At 69.5% G+C, this 19,623-nt stretch carries 9 protein-coding genes; 2 read left to right on the top strand and 7 right to left on the bottom strand.

Annotation, left to right across the window (positions count from 1 at the left end):
* Positions 1–2 precede the first annotated feature (2 nt).
* Complete coding sequence (locus ACZ6TV_RS35590; protein ID WP_465302302.1) at positions 3–4,313, top strand: DUF6531 domain-containing protein; 4,311 nt, start codon at positions 3–5, stop codon at positions 4,311–4,313.
* Here ACZ6TV_RS35590 and ACZ6TV_RS35585 read toward each other — a convergent pair.
* Entirely contained in the window at positions 4,297–8,532 is a 4,236-nt protein-coding gene (locus tag ACZ6TV_RS35585; RefSeq protein ID WP_465302300.1) for an FtsK/SpoIIIE domain-containing protein, read from the bottom strand. The genes ACZ6TV_RS35590 and ACZ6TV_RS35585 overlap by 17 nt on opposite strands.
* A 277-nt stretch (positions 8,533–8,809) precedes the next feature.
* Here ACZ6TV_RS35585 and ACZ6TV_RS35580 point away from each other — a divergent pair, with 277 nt between their 5' ends.
* On the top strand, positions 8,810–10,060 hold the full coding sequence (locus tag ACZ6TV_RS35580; RefSeq protein ID WP_465302298.1) for an ATP-binding protein: 1,251 nt from the start codon (positions 8,810–8,812) through the stop codon (positions 10,058–10,060).
* 837 nt (positions 10,061–10,897) lie between these two features.
* Here ACZ6TV_RS35580 and ACZ6TV_RS35575 read toward each other — a convergent pair.
* The 6 genes from ACZ6TV_RS35575 to ACZ6TV_RS35550 all read right to left on the bottom strand — a co-directional run bounded on the left by ACZ6TV_RS35575 (position 10,898) and on the right by ACZ6TV_RS35550 (position 19,587).
* On the bottom strand, positions 10,898–11,770 hold the full coding sequence (locus ACZ6TV_RS35575; RefSeq protein WP_465302296.1) for a hypothetical protein: 873 nt from the start codon (positions 11,768–11,770) through the stop codon (positions 10,898–10,900).
* A gap of 155 nt (positions 11,771–11,925) precedes the next feature.
* On the bottom strand, positions 11,926–12,522 hold the full coding sequence (locus ACZ6TV_RS35570; protein WP_465302294.1) for a hypothetical protein: 597 nt from the start codon (positions 12,520–12,522) through the stop codon (positions 11,926–11,928).
* 747 nt (positions 12,523–13,269) lie between these two features.
* Positions 13,270–14,241, bottom strand: a complete 972-nt coding sequence (locus ACZ6TV_RS35565) for a hypothetical protein (protein ID WP_465302292.1) — start codon at positions 14,239–14,241, stop codon at positions 13,270–13,272.
* Positions 14,242–14,402: 161 nt separating this feature from the next.
* Entirely contained in the window at positions 14,403–15,362 is a 960-nt protein-coding gene (locus ACZ6TV_RS35560; RefSeq protein ID WP_465302290.1) for a thiopeptide-type bacteriocin biosynthesis protein, read from the bottom strand.
* On the bottom strand, positions 15,344–16,513 hold the full coding sequence (locus ACZ6TV_RS35555; protein ID WP_465302288.1) for a lanthionine synthetase C family protein: 1,170 nt from the start codon (positions 16,511–16,513) through the stop codon (positions 15,344–15,346). Before ACZ6TV_RS35555 ends, ACZ6TV_RS35560 begins: the two co-directional genes overlap by 19 nt.
* A complete protein-coding gene (locus ACZ6TV_RS35550; protein ID WP_465302286.1) occupies positions 16,510–19,587 on the bottom strand; it encodes a lantibiotic dehydratase in 3,078 nt (1,025 codons plus the stop codon). Before ACZ6TV_RS35550 ends, ACZ6TV_RS35555 begins: the two co-directional genes overlap by 4 nt.
* Positions 19,588–19,623: the final 36 nt, after the last annotated feature.

The raw sequence follows: 19,623 nt of genomic DNA, 5'->3' as shown, positions 1-19,623 counted from the left end.
CCATGAATGACTGGTCCGTCCTGCAGCTGACCGCCGACCCGACGCCCGGCGACCCCGACGCGACCAGACGCCTGGCCGCCCGGCTGACCCACGAGGCGGAGCTGACGGAGACCAACGTCCGCCGGCTCCGCTCCGTGTCGTCCAAACAGGACGAGCTGGGCATGGAGGGCGACTACGCGCCCAAGTTCCGCACCGTCCTCGCCGAGCTGCCCGACGAGCTCGCCAAGCTCGGCACCGCCTACCGCCGCTGCGGCGAGGCGATCGCCACCTTCGCCAACGGCCTCGGCGGTGCGCAGCAGCAGTCCCGGTCGGCCCTGCGGCAGGGCAGCCAGGCCAACGACGCGTATCAGGCCGCGATCCGCGAGCTCCGCGCGCTGCTGCCGCCGGAGCGGACCTACTGCCTGGCCGTCAGCCCGGTCACCACCTACTCGCTGGAGGCCGCCAGCACCGGGCTGGACCCGGTCCTGCGGGGCCAGATCCAGCGGGCGGCGCAGCGCGCCCAGACCGCCGCCGCGGACCGCGACCGGGCCAGGCGCCTGGCCCAGGAGGCCGCCGTGCTGCGCGGGCGCGCCGAGGACACCTGCGTCCAGCAGGTCCGCGACGCCCTCAACGGCAGCGGCATCAAGAACGCGTCGTTCCTGAAGAAGCTGTGGAACGTCGTCACCACGCCGCTGCGCTCCTGGGACGCGTTCTTCGACTTCTGCGCCAACGTCGGCTTCGTGCTCGGCGTCGTGGCGCTGTTCATTTCCGGCCCCGTCGGCATAGCGCTGATCATCGCCGGGGTCCTGCTGTCGTTGCCGAACGCGATACGCACCTTCCAGGACGACGACGCCACCTGGCTGGACCTGGCCTTCGCGGTGTCCTCGGTGATCCCGGGCTTCAAACAGGCCGGTGCGCTGCGCCCGCTGCTCAAGGGCGGCACGCTCATGAAGGCCGGGCTCAAGTGGTCGAGGAAGGTCGCCCGCCCGGTGCTGCGCTCCGTCATCAAGGACGTGCGCCGCAACGCGGTCCCCCTCGCGCGCAAGGTCCTGCAGAAGGACCCGATCGACGTCGTCACCGGCGACATGGTGCTGCCCCAGACCGATCTGACGCTGCCCGGCGTGCTCCCGTTCGAGCTGCGGCGCACCTACCTGTCGTCGTACGCGGCCGGGCGGTCGTTCGGACCAGGCTGGGCCTCGACGATCGACCAGCGGCTGGAGATCGACGGCGCGGGGGTGTGCTTCGCCGCCGAGGACGGCTCGATCCTGCTGTACCCGCTGCCCGGCGACGACCGTCCGGCGCTCCCCGACGACGGTCCCCGGCTGCCGCTGACCCGCGAGGCGGGCGGCTGGACGGTCTCGGATCCGGTGACCGGGCGGCGCCTGCACTTCGCGGCCCTGCCCGGCGGCGACCCGGCCGAGGCACCGCTCGTCGCGATCACCGACGGCAACGGCAACCGGATCGACCTCGAGCGCGCACCCGCGCGCGCCGGCGGCACCGTCACCGGCGTCCGGCACCCCGGCGGCTCGCGGGCCTGCTTCGACCTCGACGAGCTCGGGCTGGTCACCGCCACCCGGCTGGTCGCCGCAGACGGCACGCAGACCGTCGTGGCCGCCTACGGCTACGACGAGCACGGCCGGCTCGCCACGGTCACCAACTCCTCCGGGCTGCCGCTGACGTTCGGCCACGACCACGCCGGGCGGATCACGTCGTGGACCGACCGGATCGGCTCCTGGTACCGCTACACCTACGACGCGGAGGGCCGCTGCGCCGGCACCGCGGGCTCCGACGGCTTCCTCGACGCGACCTTCGACTACGGCACCGAGGACCCCGAGCGGCGGCGCACCGTGCTGACCGACGCGCTCGGCCACGCGACGATCTACCACCACAACCCCGACCTCCAGGTCGTGCTGGAGGTGGACCCGCTCGGGCGGGGCACCGCGACGGCCTGGGACCGCTACGACCGGGTGCTGTCGCGCACCGACCCGCTCGGGCACGTCACCTCCTGGGAGTACGACACCGACGGCAACGTCATGGTGCAGCGGTGGCCCGGCGGACACACGGTCACCGCCTCGTACGCCGGGCCGGGCCGCCCGGCGGAGGTCGTCGACGTCCTCGGCGGCATGTGGCGGCACACGTACGACGGGCTCGGGCGCCGCACCGCGACCACCGACCCGACCGGCGCCACCACCACCTGGACCTACCACCCGACCGGCGCGGTGGCGACGGTCACCGACGCGCTCGGGCACACCGCACGCTTCCAGGCCGACGCCGCGGGTCTGCCCGTCGCCGGGACCGGGCCGCTCGGCGGGACCACCCGGTGGACCCGCGACGCGTTCGGCCGGGTCACCGCCGAGACCGACCCGACCGGCGCGGTCACCACGTCCGCCTGGACGGTCGAAGGACTCCTCGCCGAGCGGGTCGCGCCGGACGGGGCGACGCGGCGCTGGACGTACGACGGCGAAGGCAACCGCGTGTCCTACACCGACGCCCGCGGCCTGACCACGACCACCACCTTCACCCACTTCGGCCGGCCGTCGACCCGGACCGCCCCCGACGGCGGGCGCACCGTGTACTCCTACGACGCCGAGCTGCGCCCCGTCGCGGTCACCGACCCGCAGGGCAGGGTGTGGCGCTACGAGTACGACGCTGCCGGCGACCTCGTGCGGGAGACCGACTTCAGCGGCCGGGTCGAGCGCTTCGAGCGCGACGCCGCCGGCCGGGTGGTGCGCCGCGTCAACGGCGCCGGGCAGGGCGTGACGCTGCACCGCGACGCGCTCGGCACCGTCGTGCGCCGGCAGGCCGACGACGGTGTGGTCACCACGATCGAGGTCGACGCCGCCGGCCGGGTCGTGCGGGCCGTCAACGCCGACGCCGACCTGGTCCTGACCCGCGACCCGCTCGGCCGGGTCGTCGCCGAGACCTGCGACGGGCTGACCGTCACGTCCCGCTTCGACGCGCTCGGCCGGCGTACGGGCCGCACCACACCGTCCGGCGCCGTGACCGAGTGGACGTTCGACGCGGAGGACCGCCCGCTGACCCTCGACGGCGGCGGCGAGCAGCTCCGCTTCGGCTACGACGCCGCCGGCCGTGAGGTGTCGCGGCAGCTGCCGGGCGGGCCGCTGCTCGCCCAGGACTGGGACGTGTCCTCGCGGCTGCTCGCCCAGACCCTCTCCGCGGGGGCGGACGCGGTCGCGCGGCGGCGCGCGTATCACTACGACCCGGCGGGCTTCCTCACCGGCGTCGACGACCCCGGCGGGCACCGCCGGCTCACCGTCGACGACCTGGGCCGGGTCACCGCCGTCGACGGCGACGGCTGGACCGAGCGCTACGCCTACAGCCCGGCGGGGCAGCCGGCGCTCGCCGCGTGGCCGGGAGCGGGCGACGCCGGCGGCCCGCGCGACTACGACGGCACCCGGATCACGCGGGCCGGTGGCATCGGCTTCGCGCACGACCCGCAGGGCCGGGTCGTGCTGCGCCGCGACGGCACCGCCACCTGGCGGTTCAGCTGGGACGCCGAGGACCGGCTCACCGCGGTGAGCACGCCCGGCGGGAGTTTCTGGCGTTACCGGTACGACCCGTTCGGCCGCCGCGTCGCCAAGGAACGCCTCGACGCCGACGGGGTGACCGTCGCGGAGCGGACCACGTTCGTATGGGACGGCGACGTCCTCGCCGAGCGGCGGCACGCGGGCGGCGCGACCGTGTGGGACTGGGCGCCCGGCACGTTCCGGGCGGTGACCCAGCGGGATCTCGGCGAGGACGGCGAACGCTTCCGGGCCGTCCTCACCGACCTGGTCGGCACGCCGTCGGCGCTCGTCGGCACGGACGGCGGGGTCACCGCGCAGCCGGCGGCGAGCCTCTGGGGTGCCACGACGGAGTCGCCGCAGTGCCCGTTGCGGTTCCCCGGGCAGTACCTCGACGAGGAGACCGGCCTGCACTACAACGTCCACCGGTACTACGACCCGGCGACCGGACGCTACTACGGCGGCGACCCCCTCGGCCTGCTGCCCGGCCCGGACCCGCACGCCTACGTGCGCAACCCGACCCGGTGGCTGGACCCGCTCGGCCTGGCCCCGTGCAAGATCGCGCTGTCGGGGCGCACCAGGAAACTCGTCGCCGACGCCGGCAAGCTCGCCGACAGGGTGGCCGGCTACGACGTGTGGAGCAGGACCACGCTCAAGGTGGGCTGGGAGGCCGCCGGGAAGACCTGGGACCTCGCCCAGTTCGGTCACGACGCGAAAGAGCTCCGCGACACCACCGTGCGGGCGTGGAACGGCGGCTACGAGGACTGGGCCGTGGACGAGGAGCCGGACCCGATCAGGTGCGCGTACTGACCGTCGCGAGCTGGATGAGCTCCGCGGTGCGCCCGGAGCTCAGGTAGCCCCGTCCGGGCGGCCCGGCGAAGAACTGGTCGCTCTCCAGGCCGAAGCGGTGCTCACGGGCCGTGCCCGCGTCGGTGGGGGTGAGCAGCACGCGGGCGCCGTTGGTGAGGATGTCCTCGGCGACGGCGAACAGCGACCGGCGGCTGCCGGCGACGATCTGCCCGACGTCGCCGCACAGGACGACCGCGCGGCGGCCGACCGAGCTGGGGTTGGCCGCCTCCGTGAGGAGCGTCGGCACGACCGCGAAGTTCACCTCGGTCGGCACGACCGTGAGCTGCTCGCAGTCGTCCAGGACGATCGCGACGGGGACGTCGCCGAACGCGTCGGCGGCCTCGCGCAGCTCGCTGTCCTTGAACACGGTGCCGGCGAGCAGCCGCACCGAGGGGCCGGTGGGCATGAGGCCCGGCAGCGGCGAGCGCGGCGGGGCGACGGCGAGCACGGCGATCCCGGCACGGTGCAGCTGGTGCGCGATCAGCGCGGCGGCGGTGGTGCGGCCGGACTCGCGCGGACCGGAGACCATCAGCCCTGACGGGCCCGCGCCGAAGAGGTCGACGCCGAGGGTGTCCACGCGCCGCCCGCCGATGCCGAGCGGCACCCAGCCGGGGGCCGCGGCGGCCGTGAGGCGGGGGTCGTCGGCGGCGACCTGGACGGGCATCGGCGGGACGGGCACCGGCACCGAGGTCCCGGTCCGGTCGGCGTCGGTCGTCGCCGGTGGCAGGCACAGCTGGACGTGCAGGCCGCTGCCGGCGTCGACGGCCCGGCCGGGGATCGCGGCCGCCTCGGCGGCGCCCTGCACGACGTGCTGGCGGCGGGTCTCCTGCTTCGGGAAGGGCAGCATGAGCCGCCGCGAGTACAGCGCCGGGAGCTTGCCCGACGCGAGGTCCTCACCGCCGACGGCGACGACGTGGACGCCGACGGGGGTGCCGGTGGTGATGACGGCCCGCAGGGTCTGCACGACCGACGTGTCCGCGGGCCGCTCCCGGGTCTCGAACAGCTCCCAGCCGTCGACGACCACGACGATGCGCGGTGCTCTGCCGGTACCGGCGGCGCGGCGACCCGCGGAGCGACGCTGGACCTCCTCGTGCAGCCACGCGACGAGACGGCGGATCCGGTCCGGCTCGTCGGCCCCGATGACGGCGCCCACGTGCGGCAGCCCGGCGAGGTCGTCGAGCGCTCCCGGGTGGCGTTCGACGAGGTACAGGTGGGCGTCGTCGGTGCTGACCCGGGCGGCGAGCGACGCGGCGAACGTGCGCACGAACGTGGTGCGGCCGGTCTGCGGGCCGCCGGCGACGAGCAGCCGGTCGGTGCCGTCGAGGTCGAACGAGGCGGCGGGCTGCGCCTGCGCGGCGGGCGCGTCGAAGAGCCCGAACGGCACCTGCCGCGCCGCCTGTACGCCGGTGGCCGCGCGGGCCAGGTCCCCCAGCGGCAGGGCCGCCGGCAGCGACGGGCGCAGCGGCTGGAACGGCGCGGTGACCCCGAGGCGCCGGGCGGCGGCGGTGACGGCCGCGATCGACAGGGTGAGGTCGGTGTCGCCGTCGTGCCGCGCCGCGCGTTCCTCGGGCCGCAGCTCGCCGGCGCTGTGCCAGTCGAGCATCCTGGCCTTCACCGGCGGCGCCGAGCCGGCCGGCGGCGGGTTGCCGAGGTAGCCGGACTGGAACAGCCGAGGGGTGCGGACCTCGTCCATCAGGCAGAGGATCATGCCGCGGCCGCGCAGCCGCCCGGGGATGCCGGCGGCGTCGGGGACGCCCAGGACCTCGACGCTCTGCTCGGGGTCGTTCTGCCGGAGCGTGACCCGGATGCTGATGTTGTTCTTCAGCTCGTCCGACAGCTTGCCCTGCAGCGACTGGGTCGCCAGGACCAGGTGGATGCCGAGCGAGCGGCCCTTCGCGGCCACCACGACGAGGTCCTTGAGGAAGTCGGGCGAGGTCTCCAGGACCCGCGCGTACTCGTCGAAGATCATGACCAGCCGGGGCAGCCGGGGCAGGCCGCCCGCGGCCCAGTAACGGTCGATCTCCCCGCCGTGCGCGCTCAGGATCACCTCGCGGCGCTCGACCTCGGCCCGCACGGAGGCGAGGACCCGGGCGGCGTCGGCGGCGGAGAACGCCCCGGACTCCTCCGACGTCGACAGGATCAGCGACACGACGTGCGGGACGTCCTTGAACGGCAGGAACGCCCCGCCGCCCTTGAAGTCGACGAGGACGAGGTTGAGCTCGTCGGGCCGGTTGGCCAGCAGCAGCGCGGTCACGAGGGTCTGCAGCAGGACGCTCTTGCCGGCGCCGGTCGCCCCGGCGAGCATCGTGTGCGGGCCCTGCTGGTCGATGTCGATCGTCACCGGCCCGGACGCGTCGGCGCCGAGCACGATCCGGGTGGTCGGGCCGGGGTCGCTCTGCCAGGCGTGCACGACCCCGTCGGCGGTGGTGAGGTCGCCGGGGAACAGGTCGAGCAGCCGCACCGGGTAGGGCACCGAGCGCTGCGTCGCGCCGAGGCTCAGCCGGTCACGCATCGGCGCGAGGGCCCGGGCGGCGTCGCGGGCCGCCTCGGCGGTCACCGCGTCGGGCCGCGCCTCGACCGGGTGGTCGCTGCGGCTGCGGACGAGCCGGACCGTCCGGTCGTCCTGGACGGCGACGACGCCGTGGCACTCGTTCATGTCCTGACGGTCGACGCACACGGCGTACACGCCGACGCCCGGGCCATCGCGCAGGACCTCGCCCATGCCGGTCAGCTGCCGCATCGCGAGCGCACCGTCGAGCAGCACGACGACCTCGTCGGTGAAGCGCATCGAGGACATGCCGCGCTCCTGCACCCGCTGCTGGACGAGCTCGTGCAGCTCGTCGACGCGGGCGGCCCGGGTCGCCGCGGTGTTGCCGACCCAGCACGGCACCCCGGCGGCCTCGGCGGCCTCCAGGTGCGGCAGCCACCGTGTCCAGGCGAGCCCGGCGTCGTCCCGCGCGGTCACCACGACCAGCCGCAGGTCGTCGGGGGCGCGCAGGGTCGCCAGCTGCAGCAGCAGCCAGCGGACGAGGCCGTCGGTCAGCGCGGGCGGCCCGACGACCCCGAGCACCCCGGTCTCGCGCAGGTCGACGGTGACCGGCACGGCACGCAGCACCGGCGTCTCGAACCCCGGCCACGGCTCGCCGCGCAGCAGCAGCGCGGCGGGCTGGTCGGCGACCCCGACCCGCAGCCGCAACCCGTCGTCCGACGAGCTGTGCCGGGGCCACAGCCCGCGCCGGGCCCGGGTGGCGACCTGGAGCAGCTCGGCGGGCCCGGGCGCGTGCAGGTGGCGCAGCCGCTCCTGCGCCGACACCGCCGCCGCGAACCGGTCGAGGGCCTCGGCCCGCCCCTTCTCGAACGTGGCGACGCGCGCCTTGCGCTGCCGCCCGTCGACGAAATAGCTCGCCCCCGCGGAGAACGGCCCGAGCAGCATGAACAGCAGCATCGTCGGCTGCCGCATCACCACGGCGAGCACGACGCCGAGCACGATCGGCGCGCCACCGGTGACCAGCAGCATGGTCAGGTTGCGCGGGGTGTCGTCGTACTGCGGGAGCGTCACCTCCACCGGCACCACGGCGGGCATGGAGTCGTACCCGCGGTCGAACTCCAACCGGCCGTCGGGGCTCCTCGTGACGATCGGGCGGCTCTGGGCCGGCTCCCACCGCAGCGTGTTCCTGGCGAGCGTCAGCGTGCTCTGCGCGGTCACCGGCAGCGGATCCCCGGCCTTCCTGCCGTCGACCTTGGTGCCGTTCATCGAGTTCTGGTCGTGCAGGGTGGCCCGGCCGTCGTCGTACACCTCGAGGTACGCGTGCGTGCGGGACGCCTCCTCGTCCGTGAGCGGCACCGCCCACCGCGGGTCCCGACCCACCGCGTGCCGTCCCGGCCCGAGGCGCACGGCCAGCCCGGCGTCGGGCCCCGCCATCGCGCGCAGCACCCCGACGGTCCCGTCCCCCGCCTCGGGCCGCCGCTGCCGCGGCACGGTCCCCCCGACGGTGATGACGGCCCCGGCCACGATCGGGCTCTCCGCGATCGTGCCGCCCTGCAGAGGCACGCCATCGACGTGGCACGGCCGCCCGCCGACCCCCGGCAGCACCCGCAGCAACGCCGCCACGTCACTGCCTGGCTCGGCCGTGACCTCAACATCGGTGCTCGCCCCGGTGTCCGCGTCGACCACCGTCATGCTCAGCAACATCAATGATCCCGCCGCTTGGAGAGTCGCCATGCTATTCGAGCTCTGAACGGCCCCGGCGCTCTCGCGCGGATTTCCCTCCGGTCGGCACCCATCGACGCCTGAACGGCCGGTCCCACCTGGCCACCCGCCGCCGCACCACACCGTCCGGCCGCTCGCCGCCGACCCGCTGGACGCCGTACCGCAGCGCGCGGAACGAAGGCGAACCTTGACGCAAAACGAAAGCCAACCTGTGCGCAGATCGAAAGTCTGCTGCTAGCGTGGACGGATGCCGGTCTCGTCGTTCACCCCACGGCGCGCCACCGCCGCCGTCGCCGACGCCCTGGCCGACACGCGGGTGGTGCTGGTCAACGGCGCCCGCCAGGCCGGCAAGAGCACACTGGTCCGCGCCGTGGCCGGCGCCCGGGCCGCCGAGTGGCGCGACCTCGACCTGCCCCAGGACCGGCAGTCCGCCCTCGCCGACCCGGTCGGGTTCGTCGCGTTCGACGGCCTCACCGTCATCGACGAGATCCAGCGCGCGCCGGACCTGCTCCTGGCCATCAAGGCCACCGTCGACGCCGACCCGCGCCCGGGCCGCTTCCTGCTGACCGGCTCGTCCCAGCTGCTCGCGCTCCGCGACCTGCCCGACACCCTGCCCGGCCGCATGGAGACCATCGAGCTCTGGCCGTTCTCCCAGGGCGAGATCGACAGCACACCCGACGGGTTCGTCGACGCCGCCTTCCGCCTCGGCCCCGCACTGCGCCACGAGTCGGAGCTGACCCGCGCCGACTACGCCGACCGGATCGTCCGCGGCGGCCTGCCCGAGGCGGTGTCCCGCACCGACCCCCGCCGCCGGGGCCGGTTCTTCGACTCCTACGTGCAGAACCTCATCGACCGCGAGGTGCGCCAGCTCGCCGAGATCGAGCGGGCCCCGCAGCTCACCACCCTCATCCGGCTGCTCGCCGCCCGCTCCGGCACCCTCGTCGCCCCGGGCAGCCTCGAGTCGGAGCTGCAGCTGTCCAGGCCGACCATCGCCCGCTACATGAGCCTCCTGGAGGAGGTGTTCCTCATCAAGCGGGTGCCGGGCTGGTCCCGCAACCTCGGCACCAGGGCGACCCGGTCGGCCAAGCTCGTCTTCGTCGACTCCGGCATCGCGGCCCGCCTCCTCGCCCTGGACGCCCACGCCCTGCGCCGCCCGGGCATGCCCTTCGGCCCGCTCCTGGAGGGATTCGTCCTGTCCGAGCTGGCCCGCCAGCTCACCTGGTCCGAGGAGCTCGCCGACCTCCACCACTACCGCGACCAGAGCAAGGCCGAAGTGGACGCCGTCCTTGAGAACCGCCGCGGCCAGGTCGTCGGCATCGAGGTCAAGGCCTCCTCCACCGTCAGGCCGGACGACTTCACCGGCCTGCGCCGCCTCGCCACCAAACTCGGCGACGACTTCATCGTCGGCATCGTCCTCTACACCGGCACCGCCACCCTCCCCTTCGGCCCCAACCTCCGCGCCGTCCCGGTCAGCGCCCTCTGGCAGCTCACCCCCTGACAGAACCAGCACCGCCCCGGACAACGGACACCAGGTCTACGAGACAGGCACGGCCGCAGCCGGGACGGTTCCGCTCAAGACGCGGCCACGGAGTCCGCTCCGGCGGTCGGCCAGGCCACGGTCTTGAGGGGGCATGGAACGGGCCGCGGACCCAGACGTACCAACGCCGCAGCAAGACAAGAGCACCCAACGCAACAAGCCGGCCAGACCACGGTCGTGAGTGGGCGCGCAGCGGGCTGCGACTTCAGACGTACCAACGCCGCAGCGAGAAAAGAGCACCCAACGCAACGAGTCGGCCGGGGCCACGGCCTTGAGGGCACAGAGCGGGCCGCAGACTCAGGCGTACCAGCGCCACAGCGAGACAAGAGCACTCAACTCAACGCAACGAGTCGGCCGGGGCCACGGCCTTGAGGGCACGGAGCGGGCCGCGGACTCAGTCGTACCAACGCCACAACGAGAAAAGAGCACCGACGCGACCCAGAGCACCCCGAGACGGTCTTGAGGGGGTGTGGGTGGAGCGAAGCTCCCCCACCGAGGAGCACCGGCGAAGCCGGTGCGCGGGGAATGACGACATCACCAACGCAAAACGGCGGACCCGCCGTGAGCAGGGTCCGCCGATTGATGGAGTGGACCCGATGTGGCAGAACCCGAACCGCATTCCCGCAGCTCAGGGGCCGTCCGTCACCGTTTCTGCCATCCGGCGACGGCGGATCTGAGCCCGTACGTACCGAACGCTAGTCGCCGGGACTGACTGATGCCTCGTCTGCATCAGCCAGTCCCGGCGATTTTCTTGCTTTGCACCCGGGCGCCATGGGGCAGGAGTCGGCGGTCGAGCCCTCAGGGTTTGGTGCTGGTTTCGGCTGAAGAGAGGGCGGGGAGGGGCGGCGAGTTCGCCAGGGTCTTCACGAGCTCCCGCACGGCGTCGGAGTAGCGACATCCGCAGCCGACCCCGGTGGTGTCGGTTTCGAGATCGGCGTAGCGACCATCGAGGAAGATACGCGCCCCGTCGTAGCTGGCGATGATCCCAGCGGCGGGGTCTGGCCCGAGACGGGGGTCGAAGGTGGCAGGCAGCGCGACCAGCGTCTGGTAGGTGGACAGCAGCTGTCCCGTGGTCGGCTGGATGACGAGGTGATATCGGGATTTGACGCCTTCAGAGTCGGTGTATGGCAGAGTGACGAGAACACCGGCACGCCCCAGCTGGTCGGTCGCACCCTCGCGGGTGACGAGGCCAGGCTGTTCGGCCAGGATCCGCAGTATCGCTGCTCGTGCGGGCTTGTCGACAACGTCTTGCTCGAAGATGCCGGCGACGCCAGCGAGTATGTCGATCGGCCCGGTCGGCCCTGGTCCTGCTCCGGAAAGCAGGACCTCCCGGAACCGCTTCGAGTCCATATCTGCTTGTATGTGTGGCCGGAACGTCTCCCGGTACCGTCTGTCATTCCAAGTCGAGTCGTCTCCGGGAGTGCATCCACCGCTGTCGAACTGTGCGGACAGTTGCCGACCCTTGCTGCCATCCGGCGAGCGCCAAAGCTGATGAAGCGTGACGAGCAGTGGGTCGTCCGCGCCGTTCGCAGGCCGCGGGTATTTGAAGTCGCGGTAGACGTTGACTTGGGTGGTGTGGAGGTAGTCACCGGTCGTCTCGTCGGCCGGCGTGTCGGCAATGCGCGTGGCCATCTCGACCAGGAGCGCCCTGGCGGGGACTTCGGGTCCCATCGACGGGCTCGGTCGAGCGCTTGGACTCGTGGCAGGGGCAGATGTCGTCGTTGAGGGGGCCGGTGCCGCGCAAGCGCTGACGGCCATGACGGCGGCGCCCGCGGTCACGACTAAGACCCGAAGGCGAAGGTTCGTAGATCTAGGCCGACGACCGGTCATGTCAGAACCTCCGGGTTGTCCATATCGGCGGTAAACACATGCGTGAGGAACAGCTGATACGAGCGGGTTCTTTCCGCGTTGCGCGGCATGCCGGGAGGCGGTCCGATCTGCTCCTCCGAGGCCGCGAGAGGCCAGCCGTCCGCTGCGAAGATCACGGCGTAGCGAACCTGGTCATGCTCGACGGAAACTGCCGTCCCCACTCGACCCGCCCGGTCCTTCACGGCTCCCTGGCAGGTGACGCCATCCGAAACTGAAAGCAGCCGTAGAATCGCCGCTCGCAAGGGCGGTGGGGGTACCTGACGAAGGTAGACATCGACAACGCCTGAGATTATCCAGTACGGGCCATTCTCTCGCGGTGTTGCTGCCGAGAGGTGCTCGGCGATTGCGTCGAGATCGGTTGTCATCGGCTCCGGCAGGGTGGCGGTCAGCCCACCCGGCGGCAGCTTCGTGTCCGACTGACCACCATCAGGCGAGATGGAGAGAAGACGACCTGAGCCGTCGACGGCTCGCCAGCTTCGGCGCGCTTCCTGACGTATGACGCGCGAGCTTCTGCCGCCGGGAACGAGGGTGTCATCGGCGTACCAGCCCTTCACTGAAACGAATTCGAAGCCACCGGTCGGTCGCCCGGACTCTGGAGCCAGGTCTGCGACGGCATCGACAAGGGGCGAGAGGCAAGGCGCGGTCACGGCCCGGGGTGTCGTCGGCGCGGTCGCATACGAGGTCGTGATCGGAGATGCTGGAGCGCCCGTGGACGGTCCGTTCGGAGCGGCACATGCTGTCGCCGTTGCTACGAGCACGGCGCAGACGGAAAGCCGCCGTATCTTCTCGGGAACGTGCTTGATCCTCATTGATCTCCTGTCTCAAAGGGTGCTGAGCGGGTTCGTCCTCGCCAGCCGCAAGGGGGCGCCATTCCGGGACCGCCTTACAGATTGGCGGCACGTAACGGGCTTTGGGGCGACGAAGAAAAGGGAGTATAGAACGCCTCTACTCCACGCGATAGCGTCATTCCTGAGCGGCGCATCCACCAACTTCGCCTTCGGCATCTGCCGTCCGCATTCGTCGGGACCGCTCATTGCTCGACCAAAGTCGTATAAACCTCTGGAGTTGCTCAATGCCAGCAGGGGTCAGTCGCACGGTGAAAGCCCGCTGGAACGGCACGGAGGTAACTAGACCATGTGCCAGCAATAGATTTAAAGTGTCACCAATAGCGTTCCTTCGAGCGCCTAAAACGCTCCCTGATTCGGCCGACCCGAGCGCGATTGCGAGGCTCGCGACCGTCCACTCCTTATCGGGCGAATCGATCATTACCGAGAACATCGCCCATCGCACTGCGGTGTAATTCATTGGCTTATACGCACTGCCTTCAGTGCAATGTTGAGCACCGTGGCTGCCGTGTCGACTGTTTTGGTAATGTCACTCACGTCAGCTGCCGGCAGCTGACCAAGTCCTAAACCAGCCTGTTCCACGACTCGCCGTAGTCCATCAGTCTCGTTCTGGTCGAGGTGTCCGAGCAGGTCGCCAGCGCCGAGCATGTCACGGGCGGCATAGCCGTCAGCACTATTAAAAGCGATCTGTGCTACGCGTTGCAGCAGATGTGGAACAGAATCCGGTCGTATGACCCTCGCAAGGACCGCGACGGTGAGGCCAAGCCGAACGCGATATGAGGCATAGTTGGTCGCAGCGCTCGGGGTGTCTAGCTGCCGAACTGCTGTAGCAAGGAGGTGGAAGGCCGTCGTACTGCCCGGCTCCATACACAGCAAATATAGGCAGGCTGCAACCTGCTGTTCCCACGGCTCAGTAAGCACCGTCTCTGCCAGTATTCTACGCCCGTCTGAATAGCGCCCTTGGGAACACTCGGCGATGATCAGGGCTTGGCGGCCTTCCATCAGATGGTCGCCGATGCCATTGTAGGCGCGGGCATGGTTAGCTGCCTCCGGCCAACGATTAGCCAACGCCAAAGCGCGAATTCCTTCTCCCAACAGTTGTAGCCAGGACCACTCACGCAGCTTGCGCCGCTCCGCCTGTTCACCGATTAGTGTGGCGATTGGCAGGGTACGGCCACCCAAGTCGAGGTCAACCCGGCCGGTGGTCGCCTCGTACATAGATACGAGCAGACCAAGGGCGGTGTTGCCTTGGTCTGCTCGTATCTGAAGGCGGGCTAAGTTAAGTACCGGCTCAAGCATGTACCGAGCCTCTAGGATGGTCAGCGGTCGACCACTGTTGAGGTAAATGTCGATATGCCTCCAGCAGAGGCGTTCAGCAAAATCTGCCATTCCTGCATCGCTAGCTATAAGCGCGGCCTTGTTGAGCACGTGAGCAGCGTCGGCCATACCATGTTCGCGCTTTTCGAGAGCCTTGTCCGCCGCGTCGGCGACTTCTTTGATCCGGAGAGGTAGCGCAGGGCAGTCGGGGCGCGGACGGCCCAATAGAGGGAACCGTCGGACGACCGCTGCAAAGGTAGCGTTATCCATGGTCAACTCCGAGGAAGGATGGCGGTTCTCGCGGCTGTGGCAACGATGGCTTGGGTATGCGCCGCCAGGTCGAGGCGGTTCCAGTTAAAGATCAAGATTTGGGAGATCGTGGCCCTTAACCCGCGCTCAAGGCGATCACGCATCGCTGCCTCAGCAAGCTGTTGACCTGCCCTGGCGTACGCGTCGTTCCAGACAGCAGCGGCGGCCAATGGGCCGCTGGGGTTGAACAACTCTGCACGGGCATCGTCGGGCAGCGCAAGGAGTGGCCGCATCTGGTCGGCAAGATATTCGATACGAGGCATATCAGCTTCAGATGGTGTGGGCCGCTTCCGAGCCAGCTGATCGAACACGTCGGCAGCTTCGTACCAGTCCAGTCCCGCATACTGCTGGAGGGTCCGGATATGGATTAAGGAGAGTTCTCGGCGCCCAATCGGCGGTGGATCCAAGCTGGCGTACTTCAGGACACCGCGGCTATCGGCGCAGAAGAGCTCATGAACGATCGTCATGGCGGTCGGCCCGCCGAGGGCCGCCAGCTCGGGCTCGTAGATACCAGGCTCCCACCCTGCGATCTCGCCGGAGACGACGAGTTCGTCGAGTGCGGCTTTGACGGCGGCTCGGTCGTTGGCCCGAATGCGAAGACGCCAGTGCGGAAATTTGCGAAGGAACCACCACGCCGCACGGCCCGCCTCCAGCTGATCGAGGCGGGGACCGATTCGAGCACTGAAGGCTGCTTCGGCACCCTTCCAGTCATTGGGTATGACACGTGCATGAAACCAAGTGATGTCCTGGGTGTGTCGGAGTGCCGCTAGGCCAGCCGCTCGGTAGGTGCGCAAGGCGGTTTCGAGGTCAGGAGCGGCGATACCCGCCTCGTTAGCGGTCTTGTCGAGTGCCGCGCCGGCGATGACGATCTCGACTAAAGCGGCGATCGACTCGGCACGGTGACTCAGGCGATCAGCATGCATGTGTCCCACCTGGTCAGCGGCGGAGTAGTAGAGGCAGCCGTCTCTAGGGCGAGCGCACGTCCAGTGCTGCCGATCAGGAATCCGTCGCTATCGGCGCTAGAGGCATGGGTGGTCAAAGACGAGGCAAGCTGCGGTAGCTGCTCACCGATAAGCGGGGTGTGAGCATCGGCAGTTGCCCGGAACGCGGTCTGATATAGCCCAGCCAGACCGTGACATATGCCTGATTCGGCGAGACGGCCCAGGTTCGGCTCAGTCATGCACGATGCGAGCGCCTGCTCGGCTGCCGCCTGACGCGCTAACTGACCGGTTGCGATACCCGCGAGTTGGAGAGCACGGGCGATTCCAGGGGTGCCGTAGCACCACGAGGGCCTGCCGCGGACGGAATGAATGACACGACCGCCGCGAAGTTCATCGCGAGTAACCCATTGGGGCCACCACGGGTCAGTTGGCGTTCCTTGCTGCCAGCGGTCGAACCACGTGCAAAGACGATCAATGGCCGTGAAGTGACCCTCGACCCGGTGACCGTGCCTGGCCGCTAGGGAGAGGAGCGCCAGAAGTCCGGCTGCGCCGTGCGCCATACCGAGGTTTGCGTGGCCTCCAGGAGTAGGCAGGATCGAATCGGGATCGTGCTCGACCCACCAGCCCGGAAGGGTTTGCACTTCATCAGACCAAGGCTCGGTCAGCCGGACGATGTACGCAAGAACATCGGCGAACTCGTCGCTGTCGGGCATACAACGAAGCAGCAGCGCTCCGAGGCCCGTGAGTCCGTAAAAGAGGTCGTATTCGGCGAAGGCCGTGTGCCGGCGATGGCTCCGGCGGTCCTCCGCAGCGGTAAGGCGTTCCTGCACGAGGCGCCGGACATGCCGGGCAAGGACGGTCCGTGCCGCACTGTACCGGTCTTGTCCATCAGCGGTCGCTGCATGGAGCAGTAACAAGAGTGCGGGGGCACCGTAGTAGAGCCCAGTGTGCGCGCCAGCGTCGACCGGGCCGCTCGTCGCCGCTTTCACAGCTCGGTGGCTGTCTGACCATTCGCCCGTGCCATTGAGTGCTCGCTCGGCAGCCAGCAACGCAGCGCCCACTGCGCCGGTGGCGAGAGATTGCGCGCGAGCTTCATCCGGCTGCAGAGCGACTGCGACACCGTCGCCGTTCACAGCGAGCCGTTCCGAGCGAGACGTAGCATCGCGGCAGCTCGGGCCGCGTGATTAGTCTGGCGTTCTGTTTCAGGGTCAACGCCGACAGCGCGCATATGATGCTCGTGCAGCAGGGTTCGGAGAACCGTGATGGGATCGCGCTGCGGCAGGAGGCTGGCGTGGTACTCCTCTAATGCTTGGTCGCGGCGGTTCCAGGCGTCGGCGACCGCGTTCCCGCCCGGCAGTGCGCGTAGATGGTGGTGATCTCCCGATGTGTCGGCCAACCGGCGGGCCATGTCGGTGAGGGTTCGGTCGGCGTGCTCGGTGACGTGCTGGAGGCAGGCAAGCAAGTCGCGATATCCGCTTCCCGGCTCGTGGGCGAACGCGCCAGCAAGCTGTGCCATTGACGCCGCCGCGAAGGCTTGTAGGGGCAGGTCTGCCTCTTCGGCGGCGCGGAGCTGGCAGATGGCCGCCGTAGTGTCTGCGGCGAAAACTCGTTCTGCCGCTTGCTGCGCCGCACCGTAACCGTAGCGGGCTGGATGCTGGTAGTACGTGGCGAGCACGAGTTCGGCAGGGAGGCCGTTCGTCGCCAGGCCGGCGGAGAACTCCGCCAGCTCTGTGGCGACCGGTGCGTAATCGGAGGAGTCGTCTAGCGAGTAGAAGAGCGACAGGGAGTGATCTGCCTCCGTGCGGATCAGGTCGCGGTGGCGTCGGAACCACCAGTGCCTCATGCCGAGGGTTCCGAGGCTGTGGGCGAGGGCCGGTAACTGTTCACGAAGAAGACCGTCGAACCGGGCCGGGTTTCCGATCAGTTGAGCGTGCACGATGGTGGCTGAACCGGGACGCATGGTGTCGCCCGGTGGGCCGGTGATGGGTAGCTTTCGTGGTCCACGAGCAATCGGGGCCAATGCGGTTAGGAACTCAGTCGGACGACCAGTCCACCCGATGCCGCCTACAGGTGCGTCCTCACGAAGTTCGATTTGCCCCGTGCGCGCTAGCCGGGTCCGGAGAAGTTCCACGTCCAACGCTTGGTCCAAGTCGAGAGGCTGACGTAGTTCGCCGTAGCACGCAACCACGCGAGCGGGCACGTTCCAGCGGCTTCGCCAGGCGTGCAAGTCTGCCGACCACCGGCCTTGATTTCCATTGGCAATGTCGCGGAGGGTCAGGAGCCAGCGTGCAGGAGTGAGTATCGTGCGCCGGTACCGGATGCGGGGAATGAAGGGCAGGTTTCGAGCTGCTGCGCCATAGTCAAACGGGCCGTAGATGGCGCTACGGGCTTCCGCGACCTCGGCAACGAACCGGGCCAGAGGTGGGGTCTGCACTACGGTGTCGAGCGCGTGGGGAATGATTGGGTTCACGCGGCGGCCGGTCGGCAGGTGGACGAGGAACATCTGCTCGGCGTCCGCGGTGACCGCCAAGTCATCTACCGTCACCACGTCGGAACCCTGATGCTCGGACAAAGACACAACGTTCGGCAGCAATTTGCCGACGCGAATCACGTTGTCGTTGTGCACACGCCGGGCTGGAAACGACATTTGAACGGTCAGCGAATCCTCTCCCGCGTGGTCCATGAGGGAATCGGTAAGCCGCTCTTGAACGTCTGGGCCGAGCAGGTAGGCGAAACGGCCGGCCATGCTCGTTGGTGTACGCGGCGCTCCTGTGACCTGTAGAAGAAAGTCACCGGCGTCCAGCTGATCCGCATCGCACGCGTAGACGGCGAAGCCCAGCTCGACTCGCGGCGGCGGAATAAGCGTGCTGTGGTCACCAATGGAGAGCGCCTCGACATCGGCGTCCGTAAGATCGATCTCATTCGTGCCGTCAAGGACTGCGCCCTGAATCAACGCCATGAGCCGAACGTCGCGTTCAGTCAACACTCGCCATGCGGGCCTTGCTCGCTGCGCGCCGAGGAATCCAGTCGGGTAGCCAAGGCCAGAATCCGCTACCAGTTCGCGGACGGCAACAAGCGTGCCGGGGCCGTATCGATCACGGAACCGAGCGTGGTAGTCCAACCATGCGACGGAGCCGAACGGCTGGGTGGTCAGCCGCAACAGGACCTCCGCTGTCCGCTCGACCTCGTTCAGCACCTGCTGCGGGACGGTGATCTGCGCGTCGAGCTGAAGGTCGATGATGAGTTGGTGCTCTGCGGTGCGGATGAGGCCGGCCATCGTCTCGGTGACTGTGGTCCGTAGATGAGCGGCCTCGTCCGCCTCAGCATCGGCGTTGTGTCGCTGTAGCTGCTGATGGATGGCGCGAAGACTGTCAACCGTTGGCACAACTGAACGCACTTCGGCGGCTCCGGCAGCATCGAGGGCCTGGAGAACATGGCTAAGGCCGTCGACTGCGGTCGTTGGAGGCCGCAAGCTGGTGATCAAGTGTCCGCTATCGACCAGCTGCTTCAACATCAGTTCGATCTTCGCCGGTTCGACGTTGGTCGCGACGGCGGCGATGCGGACGACCAGTCCTTCGAACGATGTGGGCTGGGCAGCCTGCCCCAGTACGAGCCTCACGGCAGGAGTCAGCTTTGTGGACGTCTCGCGCGGTGGTCCCGGCGATCGTGCGCCGGGGACCGGCCGCTCGGCGATGATGATCCGCCCGTCACGGACGAACGCGGCGCTGTCGGCGACCACGCAGAGCCTACGTAGCAAGTCATCATCCTGTTCCAAGATTCCGATGACCGTTGCGAGCCAGGCACCGTCAGCACGGGCGATGGCGTGATGACGGTTGCCAAACTTCGCACTCGCGTCGCCAGCGGTGGCGGAGGTGACACCTGCAAACATGCCGAAGGGTGTGGTCCGGCGCTCCCACCGGAGGAGGTACGAGGCAAGGGCTATGACAGCGCGTCGCGCGACCGACGGGTCAGCACTTGGCGGGGCACCAAGGAGTTGGACGATTCGCGCTGCGAGGGATGGACTGGCTAAGGAAATTGCTTCGCGGATCGGCGGCCTTGCCCATTGATCGGCCAGCCAGCTTAGGGCTTCACGCCCATCCGCGTGAGCGACGTCGAGATTCGAAGAGAGGTCAATGTCGCCTGGGCTGGTGCTGGCTCGAACCAGCAGGGGACCGACCGTCCGGAACTGCGTACGTGCGGTCGGCACGGGATGCCTCCGGGATGGATGAGGGGCCGCCGGAGC

The sequence above is a fragment of the Dactylosporangium sp. NPDC051087 genome (genome assembly GCF_055586325.1).
The sequence above is the reverse complement of the archived record's forward strand: the minus strand, read 5'-3'. Positions and strand labels throughout refer to the sequence as shown.